The 17,724-nt window shown below is 60.6% G+C and carries 16 protein-coding genes; 4 read left to right on the top strand and 12 right to left on the bottom strand.

The genetic code is table 11. The annotated features are described in order from the left end of the window. The first annotated feature begins 109 nt into the window (after window positions 1-109). Window positions 110-571 carry a winged helix-turn-helix transcriptional regulator gene (locus ACQKP1_RS02605; protein ID WP_427274088.1) on the top strand — a complete coding sequence of 154 codons (462 nt, stop codon included), beginning with the start codon at window positions 110-112 and terminating at the stop codon, window positions 569-571. Window positions 572-668: 97 nt separating this feature from the next. Continuing rightward, the gene (locus tag ACQKP1_RS02600; protein ID WP_427274087.1) at window positions 669-1,961 is read left to right on the top strand and encodes a TadE/TadG family type IV pilus assembly protein; all 1,293 of its coding nucleotides are present in this window, start codon (window positions 669-671) and stop codon (window positions 1,959-1,961) included. A 17-nt stretch (window positions 1,962-1,978) separates the two neighbouring features. Here the strand turns inward: ACQKP1_RS02600 and ACQKP1_RS02595 are convergent, their stop codons facing one another. Continuing rightward, entirely contained in the window at window positions 1,979-2,965 is a 987-nt protein-coding gene (locus tag ACQKP1_RS02595) for a PAS domain-containing protein (protein WP_427276381.1), read from the bottom strand. 356 nt (window positions 2,966-3,321) lie between these two features. On the opposite strand from ACQKP1_RS02595, the gene ACQKP1_RS02590 reads away from it, so the two are divergent. Next, entirely contained in the window at window positions 3,322-3,492 is a 171-nt protein-coding gene (locus ACQKP1_RS02590) for a hypothetical protein (protein ID WP_427274086.1), read from the top strand. 12 nt (window positions 3,493-3,504) lie between these two features. On the opposite strand, the gene ACQKP1_RS02585 is transcribed toward ACQKP1_RS02590, so the two are convergent. The 5 genes from ACQKP1_RS02585 to ACQKP1_RS02565 form a co-directional block, all read right to left on the bottom strand. Further along, the gene (locus ACQKP1_RS02585; protein WP_427274085.1) at window positions 3,505-4,419 is read right to left on the bottom strand and encodes a sugar kinase; all 915 of its coding nucleotides are present in this window, start codon (window positions 4,417-4,419) and stop codon (window positions 3,505-3,507) included. A 34-nt stretch (window positions 4,420-4,453) separates the two neighbouring features. Next, complete coding sequence (gene kduD / locus ACQKP1_RS02580; protein WP_427274084.1) at window positions 4,454-5,209, bottom strand: 2-dehydro-3-deoxy-D-gluconate 5-dehydrogenase KduD; 756 nt, start codon at window positions 5,207-5,209, stop codon at window positions 4,454-4,456. A gap of 42 nt (window positions 5,210-5,251) precedes the next feature. Next, window positions 5,252-5,986 carry a GntR family transcriptional regulator gene (locus ACQKP1_RS02575; protein ID WP_427274083.1) on the bottom strand — a complete coding sequence of 245 codons (735 nt, stop codon included), beginning with the start codon at window positions 5,984-5,986 and terminating at the stop codon, window positions 5,252-5,254. Window positions 5,987-6,212: 226 nt separating this feature from the next. Then, window positions 6,213-6,839, bottom strand: a complete 627-nt coding sequence (locus tag ACQKP1_RS02570; protein WP_427274082.1) for a YitT family protein — start codon at window positions 6,837-6,839, stop codon at window positions 6,213-6,215. Window positions 6,840-6,843: 4 nt separating this feature from the next. Beyond that, window positions 6,844-8,016: an amino acid aminotransferase gene (locus tag ACQKP1_RS02565; protein WP_427274081.1), complete on the bottom strand. Its 1,173-nt coding sequence runs from the start codon at window positions 8,014-8,016 to the stop codon at window positions 6,844-6,846. A gap of 166 nt (window positions 8,017-8,182) precedes the next feature. On the opposite strand from ACQKP1_RS02565, the gene ACQKP1_RS02560 reads away from it, so the two are divergent. Then, entirely contained in the window at window positions 8,183-8,653 is a 471-nt protein-coding gene (locus tag ACQKP1_RS02560; RefSeq protein WP_427274080.1) for an Lrp/AsnC family transcriptional regulator, read from the top strand. 55 nt (window positions 8,654-8,708) lie between these two features. Here ACQKP1_RS02560 and ACQKP1_RS02555 read toward each other — a convergent pair whose 3' ends face one another. From ACQKP1_RS02555 to ACQKP1_RS02530, 6 genes are all read right to left on the bottom strand, one after another. After that, window positions 8,709-9,563, bottom strand: a complete 855-nt coding sequence (locus ACQKP1_RS02555; protein WP_427274079.1) for a dipeptide ABC transporter ATP-binding protein — start codon at window positions 9,561-9,563, stop codon at window positions 8,709-8,711. After that, on the bottom strand, window positions 9,560-10,408 hold the full coding sequence (locus ACQKP1_RS02550) for an ABC transporter ATP-binding protein (protein WP_006727899.1): 849 nt from the start codon (window positions 10,406-10,408) through the stop codon (window positions 9,560-9,562). Before ACQKP1_RS02550 ends, ACQKP1_RS02555 begins: the two co-directional genes overlap by 4 nt. Window positions 10,409-10,410: 2 nt before the next feature. Continuing rightward, a complete protein-coding gene (locus ACQKP1_RS02545; RefSeq protein ID WP_427274078.1) occupies window positions 10,411-11,319 on the bottom strand; it encodes an ABC transporter permease subunit in 909 nt (302 codons plus the stop codon). Window positions 11,320-11,333: 14 nt separating this feature from the next. Next, entirely contained in the window at window positions 11,334-12,338 is a 1,005-nt protein-coding gene (locus ACQKP1_RS02540; protein WP_006727901.1) for an ABC transporter permease subunit, read from the bottom strand. A 164-nt stretch (window positions 12,339-12,502) separates the two neighbouring features. Further along, window positions 12,503-14,101 carry an ABC transporter substrate-binding protein gene (locus tag ACQKP1_RS02535; RefSeq protein WP_427274077.1) on the bottom strand — a complete coding sequence of 533 codons (1,599 nt, stop codon included), beginning with the start codon at window positions 14,099-14,101 and terminating at the stop codon, window positions 12,503-12,505. Window positions 14,102-14,631: 530 nt separating this feature from the next. Continuing rightward, the gene (locus ACQKP1_RS02530; protein ID WP_427274076.1) at window positions 14,632-17,703 is read right to left on the bottom strand and encodes an efflux RND transporter permease subunit; all 3,072 of its coding nucleotides are present in this window, start codon (window positions 17,701-17,703) and stop codon (window positions 14,632-14,634) included. Window positions 17,704-17,724: the final 21 nt, after the last annotated feature.

Raw genomic sequence — 17,724 nt, 5'->3', positions numbered from 1 at the left:
TCCCCAAACTTCAGGGATGGTTTAATTTACAGAGTAGGTCTAAATTACAGACCATGATCATGCCGTAAAGTAGGCAGTTTTTTAGAACCAGGTTCTGAGGACCGTACCGATGACAGCACATGCGAAGACGAAGACCGATTACACGGCGGCGATCCGTTCGGTAATGGCGATGATCGAGACGCCTGCGAACACGGTTTTCGATGCCGGGAATTGCCCGGTTCGCGATGTCTTTTCCCATATCGGCGACAAGTGGGCTTCCCTCATCCTGCAGACGCTCGGCTACAGGCCGCATCGTTTCGGCGAGCTGAAGCGAGCAATCCCGGATATCTCGCAGGCGATGCTCACGGGTACATTGCGCAGCCTGCAGCGTGATGGCCTGGTTCATCGAAAGGTCTTCCCCACCCAGCCGCCGAGTGTCGAGTATAGACTGACGGAGCTCGGGCAGTCTTTGCTGGGGCCTGTCGCGGCCCTGGTGGTCTGGACGGCGGAACATCACGGTCGTATCCGCGAGGCACGAGCTGTTTACGATGCTGAGAATCCGCCGGCAAAGAAGAAGGTCGCGGCCGCCTGACCGGCATGCTTCGCCTTCAGGCATTTGCTAACCATGCAGATGAACGAAAACGATACGCGGCGCCCGTAACTTGCCCCCTGATATATGGGGGTATGTTATGTTCAGACGATTTCTCTGCGACCGCAGTGGCAATTTCGGCGTCTTGACCGCCATCCTGCTTGTGCCCGTGATCGGAGCGGCGGGCCTGGCCATTGATATCAGCAATGCGCTGACGGTGCGCAGCACCCTGCAGGCGGCGGCCGACGCAGCAGCGATCGCAGCCGTCGCTGAAACCTCCGCCGGCGTGATGCAGGCGATGCAAATGAAATCCGACGGACAGCTATCGGCAGCGATCGCAGATGCTAAGAAGGTGTTTCTCGGCCACGCCAAGATGTCTCAAGCGTACGAGCTCAAGAATTTCGACGTGGAGGTGGTCAAGAGCGGGACCCAGCTGAAGGCCGTCTTCACATTCGACGCGACCGTTCCCACCACACTCGCACGGGTCATGGGACAGAAAGACGTCACCGTCAGCGGCAAGGCCGAGGCCGTCTATCAGACAGACACCTTCCGGGATTTTTACCTTCTTCTCGACAATACACCCTCCATGGGCGTCGGCGCGACGCCGGCAGACGTGACCAAGATGGTCAACAACACCGGAGACAAGTGTGCGTTTGCTTGCCACATCGTCAAAAACGGCGTCGAGGACAAGAACAGCTACTATTACCTCGCCAAGAAACTCGGCGTGACGATCCGCATCGACGTCGTCGCCAAGGCGACGGCGGCGCTTATGGACACCGCCAAGAATTCCCGCAAAAGTTCTAACCAGTTCCGCATGGCCGTCTACACCTTCGGCGAGCGTGCCGAAGATACCAAGTTGCTGGAAGTCGCCTCGCTGACTGACAATCTCGACCAGGTTCAGTCAAAGGCGTCCAAGATCGGGCTGATGTCTATCCCCTGGCAGGGTTATGATAACGACCAGCAGACGGATTTCGACCGCGCCCTCAAGAATATCGGCGACCTCATGGGCGCTTCCGGCACCGGTGCTTCTGCAGGAGATCCGGAGAAGATTGTGTTCTTTGTCTCGGACGGGGTGGGCGACGCCTACAAGCCAAGCACCTGTACCAAGAAAACCACCAACGGGCGCTGTCAGGAGCCGATCGACACCACGCAGTGCGAAGCCCTTAAGAAGAAGGGCTATCGCATCGCCGTTCTCTATACGACCTATCTGCCGCTTCCCACGAATGACTGGTACAAGAAATGGATCAGCCCGTTCCAGTCCGAAATCCCGACGCGGATGCAATCTTGCGCATCGCCGGGTCTCTACTTCGAAGTGAGCCCGAGCGAGGGCATCGCAGACGCCATGAATGCGCTGTTCCTCAAGATCGTCAGTACGCCCCGGATCACAAGCTGAGAGCGCGATCGGAGAACTCAGCTCCCCGACCTGGGGAAGCCCTGCAACGACACGGTATTGCCATCGCTGAACGCCAGGCCCTCGCGCTCGAAGGCCTCGCGGATCGCGCTCAGCGAAGCCGGCCGTGTCGAACGCTCCCCCTCCCCCTCGATCCGCCTGATCGATGAGACCGATACGCCGGACTGCCGGGAGAGATCTTCGAGGGTCCACTGCAACATGGCCCGTCCTGCCCGGATCTGCATCGGCGTCACCGTGGGATCGGTGGCAGATCCGCGATTGCCCAACATGGCAAAGTCTTGATGGCGGATGATCATGCCCAGCCATTCATGCGAGCGTCCACCTTTGTGAAGGACGGGCACCGCGCGGGCATGAAACCATTCATATTCCCCGTCGGCTCGGCGGATGCGCTGATCGGACCTATAGGGGGAGAGTGAGGCCACGGCTTGTTGCCAGGCGGCGCTCACCGCGTCGCGATCATCGGGGTGCACCGCGCTCAGCCAGTTCCCGTCAAGCATGTCTGTTTCACGCTGCCCGGTCAGCGCCGTCCAGCCATGGGAAAACACGGGCTCGCCAGCCGCCGTCGCGCGCCATTCCATGGTTGCGACTGTGCCGATCAATGCTCTGTAGCGCCCGGTGCTTTCGTCCAGCGCCTGCCGGCTCTCATGCTGCTGCGAGACGTCCTGCAGCAGCCCGATGGCGCGGGCCGGACGTTGCTCGGCGTCGAGCACCACTTCAGACCGGAACTCGACCCAGCGTACGGTCCTGTCACCGCGGATGATGCGGAAATTCCGGTTCACCGGCACGCCCGAGCGTATCAGCGACCATATATCTTCGCAGAATGTGCGATCCTCGGGGTGCACCTGATCAATCAGGTCGATCATTCTAAAGGGTCGGGCCTGCTCGAGCCCGATCACGCGCAGGAGACCCGGACTGCAGCTGCATTGACCGGTGGTGAGATCACAGGTCCAGAACCCGGTATTGCCGTGTTCTTCGACGAGTTTCAGGAAATGGGTCGACGAGACGCCTGAAATCTTCCTTCCGGCTGCAGACGCGTCTCCGTCCAGTCCGGAAGAAGCATCACCCAGGGCGGTGTCAAGAAAAGTTCTCATTGCAGTTCGGCAAAGTCCATCATGCGTTCGACGGGAAAGGCCTTGAGCTTGGCCTGTCGGCATCTTTTCCCTTGAAAGCGGACGCTAGCGAGGCCGAAGTCTGCCGACAAGTGTGAAGTGAAAGATTGTTCGGCGCGCGTGTCGCCGAAGCCACTGCCGCATGTATCAGCTGACACGCAACCAGCAGGCTTGTTGTTGTCGCACGATCATGGCAGGAAGCTTCCAGACAAGCATCACGAGAGAGCAATAGCATGTCGAACGTCATCAAGTTCGAGCGCCCGCCCGAAGACAAACCGCCGAAGCCGAAGGCCAGTGTTTCACCTTCGATGCGGAAAACCCTGATCTGGGTAGGGATCGTGGCGGCTTTCGGGTTGGCCTGGGCCTATTTCACGTTCGTTGGCGGCGGCGCCGCTCCGGCTTGAACCCAAAGCTCCTCAGGCCTGCGTTACGGCATCCGGCACCAAAGCTCCCCGGGCGCCGATTACTCTACCCGCCAGTCTGGCGCCGGCAGTAACCGCATCCTGAACGGAGGCACCTTTCAGTTCTGACGCGAGATAGCCAGCGTTGAAACTGTCGCCTGCAGCGGTCGTATCCACAACATGCTCGACCGAGGGGACGGAGAAGCGGGAGAGTTCACCGCTACTGCCCGCAGAGGTGACGTCCTCGGCTCCGTTCTTGACGATGACCCTTCGCGCCCCTTCCGCCTGATAACGTTTCGCCGTCGCGGCTGGATCGGCATCGCCAAACCATGTCGCCTCGTCCTCGAAAGACGGAAGGCAGAGGTCACTCACAGCTGCGGCGCGATGCACCCAGCCGCGCATGGTCTCGGGATTGTCCCAGAGACGTGGCCGCAGATTGGGGTCGAAAACTACAGTGCCGCCCTTGCCCGCGAACTGGCCAAGCGCCTCGATCAGCGCCAGCCGATCCTGGTTCGAGAGAATGGCCAAGGTGATGCCTGACCAGTAGGCGAGATCCGCGCCCTCGAGCGCACGGCTGAGGGCTGCAGGATCACTCGCGAGCCGCTTTGCGGCACTGTCGTTGCGCCAATAGGTGAAACTGCGCTCACCGTCCTTCAAGGTGATGTAGTAGAGCCCGATCGTCTTGTCGGCCAGGCGACGGACATGCTCGGTCCCGATGCCCTCATTGTTCAGGAAATCGACCATCCTGTCGGAGAGCCCGTCGGTGCCGACGGCGCTCACATAATCGACCTGCCAGTCCTTCCCCAGACTGTGACGCAGATAATAGGCGGTGTTCAACGTATCTCCGGCAAAACCCATACTAAGGGTGCCGGGCGAACCCGTCTCCGACAGCTCGCCCATGCATTCGCCGATCGATACGATTCGTCCCATCTTCATCCCCCGTCTTGTCGCTTCCCGTTCCTACCTAGCGCGCCAGCCAACCGCCGTCGACGGGCAGGATCGTGCCATGCACATAAGCTGAGGCATCTGAGGCAAGGAAAACGGCGGCACCACCGAGCTCCTCCGGAGTGCCCCAGCGGCCTGCCGGGATCCGCCCAAGAATGTCGCTGGACCGCTTGGGATCTTCCCGCAAGGCGGTCGTGTTGTTGGTGACGAAATAGCCCGGCGCAATCGCGTTCACATTGATGCCCTTGGCGGCCCATTCACAGGCCAACAGACGGGTGAGACCCGCCAGGCCACTCTTGGACGCCGTGTAGGAGGGGATGCGGATGCCCCCCTGGAAGGACAGCATGGAGGCGATGTTGATAATCTTGCCGCGGGCATTGGGGATCATGCGCTTGGCAGCAGCCTGAGAAAGGAAAAAGGCCGTCTTCAGGTTGACGTCCATGACGGCATCCCAATCGGCCTCGGTGAAGTCGATAGCATCGGCACGCCGGATGATGCCCGCATTGTTGACGAGAATGTCGACGGAGCCGAAAGCGGATACCGCCGCTTCGACGATGTCGTCGACTGGATCGATGGTCGACAGGTCGGCGGAGAAGGAGGCGAAACGTCCAGCTGCAGAGCCAATCATGGCCTCGGTTTCGCTCATGCCCGATCGGCCGACGCCGAGAACAGCGGCACCAGCAGCGGCCAGTGCCACGGCTATGGCCTGCCCGATGCCTGTGTTTGCACCGGTGACGATGGCCGTGCGGCCCGAAAGGTCGAAATATGGTTTCATGATGCTGCTCCCGGAATATCTGGCAAGGGCCGCCTGTTCGATCTAGGCGTCGATGAAAAGCTCGGGATCGAGATCCCCGATATCGTCCAGCTCCTCGGTCATGCGGCCGATATGCTGGCTCATGGCCAGTACCGCCGCGCCGTCGTCGCGGTCACGGATCCCCTCGATGATCGCCGCATGCTCGGCGATGACGATATCAAGCCGCCCCGTGCGAGGCAGCGTGATGAAGCGATAGCGGTCGATATGGACCTTGACCTGCGCGATAACCGTCCAGATCCCCGGGTAGCCGGCGATGTCGGCGATCAACTGATGGAATTCGGTGTCGATCCGGTGGAAGAGCGGAATGTCACCGGCCTCGGCTGCTTTTATCAGGGCTGCCTGATTGTCTTCGAGCGACTGCAAGCGGCTGCCGTCCGTCATGGCGGCAATGGCGAGTGAGACGGTGGTCGCCTCGAGCGCCTTGCGGATCAGGATTGCCTCGTAAAGCGCACGGCGGGGGATGCGGGAGACGAATGTGCCGGACTGGGGATAGATCTCGACGAGCCCCTCATCTGCCAGTCGCAGCAGAGCTTCACGCACAGGCGTGCGGCTGACGCCGAAGCGCTGGCCGAGCTGCTTCTCGTTCAGGGTATCCAACGGCTTCAACTGCAAGCGGACAATTTCGTCCTGCAAGATCGCATGGATCCGGGTCGCGGCACGTCCGTCACGCGTTCGTCCGCGATGATGTTCGACGGGAACGGTGCGCATTTTCCCAGCGTGCTTCTCTGTCTCCGGCATCGCGCCCTCCCAACTGAAATATTAGTATATCAGTTTGCGAGGTGTGTAAATGTCATGCTTCATGGAAAGCGCCTCGCTGTGCTGATTGCACAGCAGGCCCAGTGACGTCATCACCACTGTCCTGCAGCGCAACGTCCGCCTCACGGGATGCCCACATCGAAGCCTGCCGCCAAAGGCGCCCGTTGGTCACCGTGAACACGGCGCCGGGTTGGCGCCGTCAGCAACCTCAGCTGAGACCCATGTAGCGACCGGGCTTGTGGTTGATGGCCAGGATCAGATTGGCGATGGCAGCGCCCAGTACCGAAAGCGCCAAGCGGTCGGCCGGCAGCACGAAGAAGGCGATTGCGAGGATCGTCAGGTCGACGCCGAGCTGGAAATAGCCCGCGCGCAGCCCTGTCTTGTCCTGCAGATACATGGCGAGGATGTTGATGCCGCCGAGACCCGTGCGGTGGCGAAAGAGCATTAGCAGCCCCGTCCCGATCAGTCCGCCGCCGATCACCGTGGCGTAGAGTGGATCGAGATGGGAAAAATCGATCCACTGGCCGTTCAGCTTCGACAGGATCGACACAAGTGCCACAGCGGTGAAGGTCCGGAGTGTGAAAGCCCAGCCCATGCGCTTTACCGCCAGGATGTAGAAGGGCAGATTGACGATGAAGAAGATCACCCCAAAGCCCCAGCCACTGACATAGGACAGAAGCAGCGCGAGGCCGGCGCTCGATCCGACCGTCAGCATGGTCTCGGTATAGATCAGCGTCCCGAGCGAGACGAACATCGTGCCGGAAATCATCGCGAGCACGTCTTCATACAGGCGATGGCGCTCGGCGCCCGCCCGGTTCACGGTGGTCGTGGTCATGATCTCAGCCCAGAAGCGGTTTCAGAACAGCAGCGACGCGCGGAATATCCTGGCTCTTAAGGCCCGCAATATTGATGCGTCCAGAGGTTGGCATGTAGATGCCGTGATCCTTGCGCAGCGCCAGCACATCGGCCTCCTTGAGCGGCAGGAGCGAGAACATGCCCTGCTGCTCGGCGATCTGCGGCGCCAGCTGCCAACCATCCCCGAGGGCTGCCGCCAGTTCGCGGCGGAGGCCATTGAGACGATCGCGCATGCTGTTCAGCTCGTCGATCCAGTCCTGACGCAGGTTTTCGGTGGAGAGAATCGTTCGCACGACGGCCGCACCGTGATCAGGCGGCATGGAATAGCTGGTGCGCGCCATGGTCACGAGGTTCGAGCGGGCGATGTCGGCCGCATCCTGCGTTTCGGCAACGGCAAAGATGGCGCCGGTGCGCTCACGATAGATGCCGAAGGACTTGGAGCAGGAGACGGCAACCAGCGCTTCCGGCACTGCGGCGATGATCGTGCGCAGACCAGCCGCATCTTCCTCGATGCCGGCGCCGAAGCCTTGATAGGCGGAATCGATCAGCGGTACGAGGCGACGCTCGGCGATCACCGCGGCCAGCTCTTCCCACTGGGCCAACGTCAGCGTGGCGCCAGTCGGATTGTGGCAGCTCGCATGAATGAGCACGGCATCGCCACGCGGTGCGCTGCTCAGCGCCTTCATCATGCTGGCGAAACGGACGTCCTGCGTCGGCACATCAAAATAGGGATAGGTCTCGACGCTGAGGCCGGTCGCACCGAAGATACCGGCATGGTTCGGCCAGCTGGGCAGGCCAAGATGGATGCGGCCGCTGCCCGCGCGGGCAATGAGATCCGAGGCGAGACGCAGCGCGCCCGAACCGCCGGGGGTCTGAACGCCCGCGGCAAACTTGCCCTGTCCCTTGCCGCCGACAAGATCCCAGAGCAGGTCGAGGAAGACGCGGTCACCTTCCGGCGCCACATAGGACTTGCTGTCCTGCTTCTCCAACAGTTCCTTCTCGGCCGCCTTGACCGAGCGCATGACCGGCGTGCGACCAAGATCGTCACGGTAGACACCGACACCGAGGTCGATCTTGTCGGCGCGATGATCGGCATTGTAGAGCCCGATCAGGGCAAGCAACGGGTCATTGGGCTGGGAGGCGAGCTTGTCGAACATCGGGGACCTTCGTCAAAATGCGATTGTGTTGGACGAGAGATATCAAGTTTGCCGCGCAAAGTCTCTGCGGATTTCATGTCCGGCACCAACTGAACTTAAGACACATTGCCAGAAATGGTATTTTTACGATAGAATTTTGCGTAATTATGGATAGTAGAGATCGATAATGGAAGCTGAGAGCGCGACCCTGGACAGGATCGATCGAAAGATCATCGCCTGCCTTCTGGACGATGCGAGCCTGAACAATGCAGAACTCGCCGAGCGTGTCGGGCTGACCGCGGCTCCCCTTTCGCGCCGGCTTGCCCGTCTCTATTCGAGCGGGATCATCCGGCAGGCAATCGTCGTCGATGCGCCGCGGGTGGGCCTGGGCTTGCAGGCCTTCGTGGAAATCACTCTCGATCGCACGACGCCGCAGGTCGGCGAGCGTTTCATCGACCATGTCGGCAAACTGCCGGAAGTGGTGGAGATTCATGCCGTTGCCGGCGGCTTCGATTTTCTCCTGAAGATCTCGGTGCGCGACATGACGGACTACAAGCGCCTGATCTGGCAGGAGTTCGATCGTCTGGCCGAGATCAAGACAATCAGGTCGACGATGGTGTTCGACAGTCCGAAGATCTCCTACGGCTATCTGCCGTAAGAAAAAGGGCGCCCTGTCGGCGCCCTTTGTCATTGCATCAAGCTTCAGAAAGCTATCAACCGGCCGTCGGTGCCAACCGACGTTTGGCCATACGGGCGCGGATTGATTCCACATCGGCGCGTGGCGTCGCGGCAAACAGCGTGCGCGTGTATTCGTGCTGCGGATCCGAGAAAACCGCATCGCGCGTGCCGTATTCCACGGCCTCACCGTAGTACATCACCATCACCTCGTCGGCGATGTAGCGCACGACCGAGAGGTCGTGGCTGATGAAGACATAGGTCAGGCCGAACTCTTCCTGCAGGTCGGCAAGCAGGTTCAGGACCTGAGCCTGGACCGAGAGGTCGAGCGCGGAAACGGGTTCGTCGAGCACGAGCAGCTTCGGATTGAGCATCAGTGCACGGGCGATCGCGATACGCTGGCGCTGGCCGCCCGAGAACATGTGCGGGTAGCGGTTGTAGTGCTCAGGCCCCAAGCCGACCTTGACCAGCATCTCGGTTGCGCGTTCGCGACGTTCAGCAGCGCTCATCTTGGTGTTGATCAGCAGCGGCTCGCCGAGCACGTCGCCGATCTTCTGGCGCGGATTAAGCGAACCATAGGGGTTCTGGAAGACGATCTGTACCTTCTGGCGCATGTCGGAGGTCAGATGGCCCGGACGGGTATCGACCTTCTGGCCGTCGATCAGCAATTCACCCGCCGTCGGCTCGTCGATGAAGGTCAGAATGCGGGCAAGTGTGGACTTGCCGCAGCCGCTCTCGCCGACGATGGCGAGCGTCTTGCCCTTGTCGAGCTTGAAGGACACGCCCTTCACCGCATGGACGATCTTGTCGTCCTTGAACATGCCCTGCGGCACGCGATAATCGCGCTTGATGTCGCGGATCTCGAGCATCGGGGTTTGTGTGGCGGCGGTCATGCGGCACCTCCCGTTTCAGCGGCGGCCAGGAAGTCGGAGACCGTCGTCAGGCGATCGCCGGTGGCGTTTTCCGGAAGTGCGGAAAGCAGCGCACGGGTATAGGGGTTCTTCGGGTTTTCGAAGAGCGAGAGCACGTCGGCTTCCTCCATCTTCTTGCCCTTGTACTGGACGATGACGCGGTCGGCGGTCTCGGCCACCACGGCCATATCATGGGTGATCATGATCAGGCCCATTCCGGTTTCCGTCTGGATCTTCATCAGAAGGTCGAGGATCTGCTTCTGGATCGTCACGTCGAGGGCTGTTGTCGGCTCGTCGGCGATCAGGAGCTTCGGATTGCAGGCGATCGCGATCGCGATCATCACGCGCTGGCACTGGCCGCCCGACATCTGGTGCGGGAAGTGGTTCAGGCGCTCTGCAGGATCCGGCAGGCCCACCAGCTTGAACAGCTCGATGGCGCGCTCGCGACGCTCCTTCGCTCCAAGGCCCATATGCAGACGCAGGACTTCCTCGATCTGGAAGCCGACGGTGAAGCAGGGATTGAGGCTTGCGACCGGCTCCTGGAAGATCATGGCCACGTCCTTACCGATCAGCTTGCGCCGTTCGGCGGCCGAGATCTTCTGGATGTCGCGCCCCAGGAATTCCATCTTGTCCGCGGTGATCTTCGCCGTCCAGGGCAGAAGGCCCATGACGGCGAGCATGGCGACCGACTTACCGGAGCCGCTTTCGCCGACGATGGCAAGCACTTCACCAGGTGCGACCGACATCGACACGCCATCGACCGCCTTGAACCAACCACTGGCCGTCTCGAACTGGACGGTGAGGTTCTGAATCTCGAGAAGTGCCATGATCAGGACCTCTTCAGCTTGGGATCGAGCGCATCGCGCAGGCCATCACCCATCAGGTTGATGGCGAGAACGGTGATCAGGATGGCGAGACCCGGGAAGGTCACGACCCACCATGCGCGCAGGATGAATTCGCGCGCTTCGGCCAGCATTGTGCCCCATTCCGGTGCCGGCGGCTGGGCGCCCATGCCGAGGAAGCCGAGGGCGGCTGCGTCGAGGATGGCGTTCGAGAAGGACAGCGTCGCCTGGACGATCAGCGGCGCCATGCAGTTCGGCAGGATCGTCTTGAACATCAGGCGGAAGGGGCTTGCACCTGCAAGGCGGGCGGCCGTCACATAGTCGCGCGTCTTTTCCGACATCACCGCTGCGCGGGTCAGACGGACGAAATGCGGTTGCAGGACAAGAGCGATTGCGATCATGCCGTTTGTCAGGCCGGGGCCGAGGATCGCAACGAGCACGAGGGCCAGCAGCAGCGACGGGAAGGCCAGGATGATATCCATCAGGCGCATGATCGCCGTGTCGAGCCAGCCACCGTAGTAACCGGCAATGACGCCGATCGCGATGCCTGTTGTCAGCGACAGCGTGGTGACGAAAACGCCGATGAAGAGCGAATACTGCGAGCCATAGATGAGGCGGGACAGGATATCGCGGCCAACAGGATCGGTACCGAGCGGATAGCTCCAGTTGCCACCCTCGAGCCAGGCCGGCGGCAGGAGAATAGCGTTACGGTATTGCTCGAAAGGCGAATGCGGTGCGATGACGCTGGCGAAAACGGCGATCAGCACGAGGGCGACGAAAACGACGAGGCCCATGACGGCACCGCGGTTTTCGGAGAAGTAGAACCAGAACTCGGCCAGCATCTGGCGGCGCATCTGAGCGCTCGAAACCGGCTGGCTGACTGTTGTCTCTGCCATGGGACTTTATCCTTCTAGTGGCGGATGCGCGGGTTGATCAGGCCGTAGAGCAGGTCGACGATGAGGTTCACGACCATGATGATGCCGGCGATCAGGAGGAGACCTCCCTGGATGACCGGGTAGTCACGACGGAACACACTATCGACCATCCACTTGCCGATACCCGGCCAGGAGAAGATCGTTTCGGTGAGAATGGCGCCTGCGAGCATGACGCCGATCTGCAGGCCGATCGTGGTGATGACCGGGATCATCGCGTTGCGCAGCGCATGTAGTCCGACGACGCGAAAGGGCGAAAGGCCCTTGGCGCGTGCCGTGCGGATATAGTCTTCCGACAGGACTTCGAGCATGGCAGAGCGCGTCTGACGGGCGATGACGGCGAGCGGAATGGTGGCAAGCACGATCGTCGGCAGGATAAGATGGCTGGCGGCCGAGGCGAAGGCACCCTTCTGACCAGACAGGAGGCTGTCGATCAGCATGAAGCCCGTGACCGGCGGGAAGAAGTACATAAGCGAGATGCGGCCCGATACCGGTGTCCATTGCAGGATGCCGGAAAACAGGATCATCAGCAGAAGACCCCACCAGAAGATCGGCATGGAATAGCCGACAAGGGCGATGCCCATCATGGTCTGGTCGAAGAAGGAGCCACGCTTGATGGCAGCGATGATGCCGGCAGGAACGCCGATGGCGACGGCCAGCAGGATCGCACAGAGGGACAACTCGACCGTGGCCGGGAACAGCGCGAAGAACTGGTCGATGATCGGGCTTTTCGAGACGATCGATGTGCCGAAATCACCGGTCAGAACGCCACCGAGATAATCGAAGTACTGGATGACGAGCGGACGGTCGAGACCGAGCTGCGCACTGATCTGTGCGTGACGCTCGGGTGACATGACGCGCTCACCGGAGAGCAGCGCGACCGGATCGCCGGGGAGAAGCCGGATGAAAGCGAAGGCAATGATCGAGACGCCGATAAAGGTCGGGATCAAGACGGCGAGCCGTCGCAGGAGAAAGCCAAACATGTGTGAGACCTGTTGTTTTTAAGGAGGTCGAACCACGGCCCCGTGGCCGTTTGAGGTTTGCCACAACCGCTCCGCCTGAGCGTTCGAGCATGACGCGAGATCGGTCTCGTATCAACGACAAACGCCGCGGGCCAAGGCCCGCGGCGAAAGATTGTCTGTTTCGATTACTCGGCGATGTCGACGTTTTCGAAGGTGAAGTCGCCAAGCGGGCTCTGGACGAAGCCAGAGACTTCCTTACGCATCGGGACGATCGAGAGCGAATGGTCGATCGTGGCCCACGGCGCTTCGCGCTTGAAGACGAGCTGTGCTTCTTCATAGAGCTTGGTGCGCTCGGCCTGGTCGGAGGTGACCTTGGCCTTCTTCACCAGGGCGTCGAACTCCTCGTTGCACCACTGAGCGCGGTTGTTGCCGCCGACGGCAGAGCAGCCGAGCAGCGTGTCGAGGAAGTTGTCCGGGTCGCCGTTGTCGCCGGTCCAGCCGAGCATGACGGCGCCGTCACGATCCTTGGCCTTCGAGCGGTCGAGATACTCGGCCCATTCGTAGGAGACGATCTCGACGGTAACACCGATCTTGGAGAAATCGTCCTGGATGATTTCAGCGGCGCGACGTGCGTTCAGCATGTAGGGGCGCGAAACCGGCATTGCCCAGACCTTCATCGAAAGGCCGGTTACACCAGCGGCTTCGAGTTCTGTCTTCGCAGCTTCCAGGTCATACGCGTCGTCCTGCGTGGACTGGTTGTAAGACCACATGGTCGGCGGGATCGGGTTCTTGGCCGGAGTCGCCATGCCCTGGAATACGGCGTCGACGATGGCTTCCTTGTTGATCGCCTTGTTCAGCGCCTTACGCACTTCCGGCTTGTCGAACGGAGCCTGGGTCGTGTTGTAAGCGAGGTATGCGACGTTCAGGCCTTCCTGTTCCATGACCGTCAGAGCCGGGTCGGACTTCATGGTCTCGACGTCGGCTGCGTTCGGGAACGGCATCAGGTGGCATTCGCCAGCCTTGAGCTTCTGGTAACGAACGGCAGCATCCGTGGTGATCGCGAAGACGAGATCGTCGATCTTCGGCGCGCCACCCCAGTAATCGGCGTTCTTCTTGTAGCGGATGACGGCGTCCTGCTGGTAGCCAACGAAGGAAAACGGACCGGTGCCGACCGGCATCTGGTTCAGTTGTTCCTTCTTGCCTTCAGCTTCGAGCTTGTCGGCATATTCCTTCGAAACGATCGATGCGAAAGGCATTGCGAGGTTCGCGAGGAACGGCGCTTCCGGCTTGTTCAGCGTGATCTTGACCGTCATGTCATCGACCTTTTCGATCGACTTGATCAGCTCGGGGAAGCCCATGCCTGCGGCATATTCCCAGGAGGTGCCGGCAACATACTGGTTCCACGGATGGTCGGCCTTCAGCTGACGATCCAGCGAGAAAAGGACGTCATCGGCGTTGAGATCACGCGAAGGGGTGAAGAACTCGGTCGTGTGGAACTTGACGCCCGAGCGAAGCTTGAAGGTGTATTCGGTGCCTTCGGCGTTGACTTCATAGCTTTCGGCCAGGCCGGCTTCGGCTTCGGTCGTGCCGGGCTTGAATTCCATCAGACGGCTGTAGATCGGATGCGCGGAGGCATCGAAGGTCGTGCCGGCGGTGTACATGCCGGGATCGAAGCCTTCCGGCGATCCTTCCGAGCAGTAAACGAAGGTCTTGGCGCTGGCGGCACCCGACAGGAAAGTGGCTGCAGCAAGTGCTGCAGCTGCAAGAGCGAACTTGGTTTTCATGAACAGTCTCCCAAAGGCAAAGGACGAGCGTCCTCGCCGGTTCTTTTGGTCCCGCAGCGCGTGGATCGCGCCCGTGTTTTGTGAAGGTCGGGGTCAACCGGTCTTCCGGCGATCGAAGGGCTTCTCGCGGCACGTCGTATTCTGACAAGCACCAGAGATCATCCACCCGATCACTGATGCAGTGTCTTATCGCCTTCGGAAACGTTGTAAAGAGAGATTCGGCTCAATTCCGTCACAGAATTGGTCTGGTTTTCGCCATAATCGGCGCCGAGCAGTTTAATTATTTCCTAACACGACAAGCCGCATTTCGAACGCATCAAAAATTAGAGATCTTTGATAGCCATTGAGAATCAAGGAGGCATCCGATGATGCGTCGCAAAAGGGCAAGGGCTCTCAAGCGAGTCGCGATGGTCTAACAACGGAAGGAAAATTTATCAACCGATCAAAAAAAACAATGAAACGCAACGCCATTGGCACGGCGAAAAGGGGAAGGAGGAGAGGCTTGGGGACCCTCTCCTCCTCTCCTTCGGTCACGCTTTGCGGGGAGAGCGACCGAAGAAGAAAGCATAGGCTGCAGGGAGAACCAGGATGGTCAGGACGGTTGCAACGAGAATGCCGCCCATCATCGCGTAGGCCAGCGGTCCCCAGAAGATGCCGCGCGAAATCGGGATCAGCGCGAGGACTGCGGTCAGCGCCGTCAGCATGATCGGGCGGAAGCGGCGGACGGCGGAACCGATGATCGCTTCACGCCGTTCCATGCCGGCCGCGATATCCTGGTCGATCTGATCGATCAGGATGATCGAGTTGCGAATTATGATGCCGAGCAGGGCAATAACGCCGAGGATCGCGACAAATCCGAACGGGGCGCCGGATATCAGCAATGCAGCAGCGGCTCCGATGATGCCAAGTGGCCCGGTTGCAAGCACCAGCATGGCCTTGCCGAAATGCTGCAGCTGGATCATCAGCAGCACGACGATGACCAGAAGCATGATCGGTGCCTTGGCTGCGATTGAATCCTGGCTCTCGGCACTGTCTTCTGCGCCGCCCTGGATCTCGATCGCGTAACCGGCTGGCAGGCTGTCGCGCAAGGACTGCATCTCATCGAACATCTTCAAGGTCACATCGTTCGACTGCACATCATCCGGCAAGGTGGCCCGCACCGTGATCGTCGGCAAACGGTTGCGACGCCATTCGATGCCCTGCTCCAGCTTCGGCACGACCTTGGCGATCTGCGACAAGGGGATGAAGGCGCCGAGATCCGTCGGGACATAGATCGAGTTGACAGCCGTCAACAGGCGGCGGCTATCCTCCGGCTCCCGGGCCACGATCGAGATCGTTTCCTCACCGGCGCGAACGTCTGCGAGCGGCGCACCGCTCATCGTCGCCTGCAGCATCTGACGCAGGCGCTGTGACGAGACGCCGAGGGCACGGGCACGATCCTGGTCGACGACCAGCGTCATCGCGGGGACCGGCTCGAGCCAGTCATCATGGACAGCCTGCAAAACGGGGTTCTGGTTGAAGCGCGCCTTCACCTGATCGGCAATGCGGCGAACCTCGTCCCGCTCCGGTCCGCTCACACGCATCTGCACAGCCCATCCGGTCGGCGGCCCCAGGAACAGTCGATCGACCTTGCCCCGCACCGAGGGGAAGTCTTCCGCCAGTGTCATGCGCAGCTTGGTGATCAGACGTTCGCGTGCATCCTCGTCCCTCGCCATGACCAGAAGCTGGGCATAGTTCGGATTGCGCAACTGTTGGTCGAGCGGCAGGAAGAAGCGCGGCGCGCCCTCGCCCACATAGGTTGCGACGAAGCGTTGATCCGGATCGGTCAGCAATTCCGCTTCGAGGCGCCTCGCCTCGGCCTCGACTTCCTTGATCGAGGTGCCCTCGGGCAGCCACATGTCGACAAGGATTTCCGGGCGGGACGATTGCGGGAAGAAGTTCTTCGGGATGAACTGGAAGGACCAGAGGCTGACCGCAAAGATGGCGAGCGTCGAGACGATCACGATGATGCGGTGCTCCACGGCCCAGGAGACGGTCGCGCGGAGGCGACGATAGAAGCGGGTGTCGAAAGCGTCGTGATGGCTGCCGGCATGGGCCCGCTGCTTCAGGATCATGTAACCGAGCCAGGGCGTGAAATAGACGGCGACGAACCAGGAAATGATGAGCGAGATGCCCACGACGTAAAACAGCGAGCGGACATATTCACCGGCGGTCGATTCCGCGAAGCCGACCGGGATGAAACCGGCCGTCGTAATGAGCGTTCCGGTCAGCATCGGAAAGGCTGTCGAGGAATAGGCAAAACTCGCCGCATCCAGCTTCTCAAGCCCCTCCTCCAGTTTTCGCTCCATCATCTCCACGACGATCATGGCGTCATCGACCAGAAGGCCGAGCGCGATGATCAGGGCACCGAGCGAGATGCGCTGCAGGTCGAGCCCGAGTTCGTACATGACGGCGAAGGTCGCGGCGAGCACCAGCGGGATGGCAATCGCAATCACCAGACCAGAGCGCCAGCCGATGGAGACGAAGGAGACGACGAGCACGATCAGCAGAGCTTCGCCGAGCGCCTTCATGAATTCACCGATTGCCTCGCGAACCACCTCCGGCTGATTGGAAATCTGCGAGACCTCGAGGCCGATCGGCAGGGTCGCCTCGAAACGCTCCAGCGTCTCCTCCACGGCATCGCCGACATCGGTCACCTTGAAGCCCTTGGCCATGACGACGCCGACCTGAACAGAATCCTTGCCGTTGAACCGGAACTTGCGCTGATAGGGATCCTCGAGACCTTCGGTCACTGTGGCGATATCGCCCAGACGCGTGACCTGGTTGCCGGAATTGAGGCGCAGTTCTCGGATGTCTTCCGCGGCGGAGAAGCCGCCATCGACGGATATGCGGACGGACCTGGAGCCCGTGTCAATGCTCCCGGTCGCATCGATCGCATTCTGGCCGGCAAGCGCACTCTGCAGATCGGTGAAGGTCAGCCCACGTTCGGCGAGCGCCTGGGAGGATACCTCGATGAAGATCTTCTGCGGCTGATCGCCGAGGATCACGGCCTTTTCGACGCCCTCTGTCGACAACAGAACATCGCGCGCCTGAATCGCATATTGCTTCAGCTCGGGATAGCTGTAGCCATCGCCGGTCAGGGCATAGAGCGTGATGTAGGTATCGCCGAACTCGTCATTGAAGTAAGGGCCCAACAACCCTTCGGGCAGCTCGTTTTCGATGTCGCCGACTTTTTTACGCACCTGATAGAAGGCGTCGGCCACGTCGTTGGCATCGGTGTTGCCCGTCACCTGCAGCGTGATGATGGCCGAGCCCGGCCGGGTGTAGGACTTGACCCAGTCCAGATAGGGCGTCTCCTGCAGCTTGCGCTCGATCTTGTTGACGACCTGATCCTGCATATCGGTAAGCGATGCGCCCGGCCAAAAGGCCTGCACCACCATGACGCGGAAGGTAAAGTCCGGATCTTCCTTCTGGCCCATGCGCATCAATCCGAAGAGACCGGTGAGGATGATCAGACCGAAGAGGAAACGGGCAATGCTGGGATGGGCGATGGCCCAACGGGACAAGTTGAACGAGCCCGGTTCGACAGGAGAGTTTGTCATGATTGAAATGTCCCGAAGGTA

Source organism: Allorhizobium sp. NPDC080224, from assembly GCF_050281005.1.
Lineage (GTDB): Bacteria > Pseudomonadota > Alphaproteobacteria > Rhizobiales > Rhizobiaceae > Allorhizobium.
Note: the sequence above shows the minus strand (reverse complement) of the source record. Positions and strands in the feature narration are given on the sequence as shown.

What these genes read in the sequence shown, in the direction of transcription:
- ACQKP1_RS02570 (WP_427274082.1), bottom strand. Translation starts at nt 6,839, where the DNA reads ATGACCACGACCACCGTGAACCGGGCGGGCGCCGAGCGCCATCGCCTG.
- ACQKP1_RS02540 (WP_006727901.1), bottom strand. Translation starts at nt 12,338, where the DNA reads ATGTTTGGCTTTCTCCTGCGACGGCTCGCCGTCTTGATCCCGACCTTT.
- ACQKP1_RS02590 (WP_427274086.1), top strand. Translation starts at nt 3,322, where the DNA reads ATGTCGAACGTCATCAAGTTCGAGCGCCCGCCCGAAGACAAACCGCCG.
- ACQKP1_RS02565 (WP_427274081.1), bottom strand. Translation starts at nt 8,016, where the DNA reads ATGTTCGACAAGCTCGCCTCCCAGCCCAATGACCCGTTGCTTGCCCTG.
- ACQKP1_RS02535 (WP_427274077.1), bottom strand. Translation starts at nt 14,101, where the DNA reads ATGAAAACCAAGTTCGCTCTTGCAGCTGCAGCACTTGCTGCAGCCACT.
- ACQKP1_RS02585 (WP_427274085.1), bottom strand. Translation starts at nt 4,419, where the DNA reads ATGGGACGAATCGTATCGATCGGCGAATGCATGGGCGAGCTGTCGGAG.
- ACQKP1_RS02545 (WP_427274078.1), bottom strand. Translation starts at nt 11,319, where the DNA reads ATGGCAGAGACAACAGTCAGCCAGCCGGTTTCGAGCGCTCAGATGCGC.
- ACQKP1_RS02555 (WP_427274079.1), bottom strand. Translation starts at nt 9,563, where the DNA reads ATGACCGCCGCCACACAAACCCCGATGCTCGAGATCCGCGACATCAAG.
- ACQKP1_RS02530 (WP_427274076.1), bottom strand. Translation starts at nt 17,703, where the DNA reads ATGACAAACTCTCCTGTCGAACCGGGCTCGTTCAACTTGTCCCGTTGG.
- ACQKP1_RS02560 (WP_427274080.1), top strand. Translation starts at nt 8,183, where the DNA reads ATGGAAGCTGAGAGCGCGACCCTGGACAGGATCGATCGAAAGATCATC.
- ACQKP1_RS02575 (WP_427274083.1), bottom strand. Translation starts at nt 5,986, where the DNA reads ATGCCGGAGACAGAGAAGCACGCTGGGAAAATGCGCACCGTTCCCGTC.
- ACQKP1_RS02605 (WP_427274088.1), top strand. Translation starts at nt 110, where the DNA reads ATGACAGCACATGCGAAGACGAAGACCGATTACACGGCGGCGATCCGT.
- kduD (WP_427274084.1), bottom strand. Translation starts at nt 5,209, where the DNA reads ATGAAACCATATTTCGACCTTTCGGGCCGCACGGCCATCGTCACCGGT.
- ACQKP1_RS02600 (WP_427274087.1), top strand. Translation starts at nt 669, where the DNA reads ATGTTCAGACGATTTCTCTGCGACCGCAGTGGCAATTTCGGCGTCTTG.
- ACQKP1_RS02550 (WP_006727899.1), bottom strand. Translation starts at nt 10,408, where the DNA reads ATGGCACTTCTCGAGATTCAGAACCTCACCGTCCAGTTCGAGACGGCC.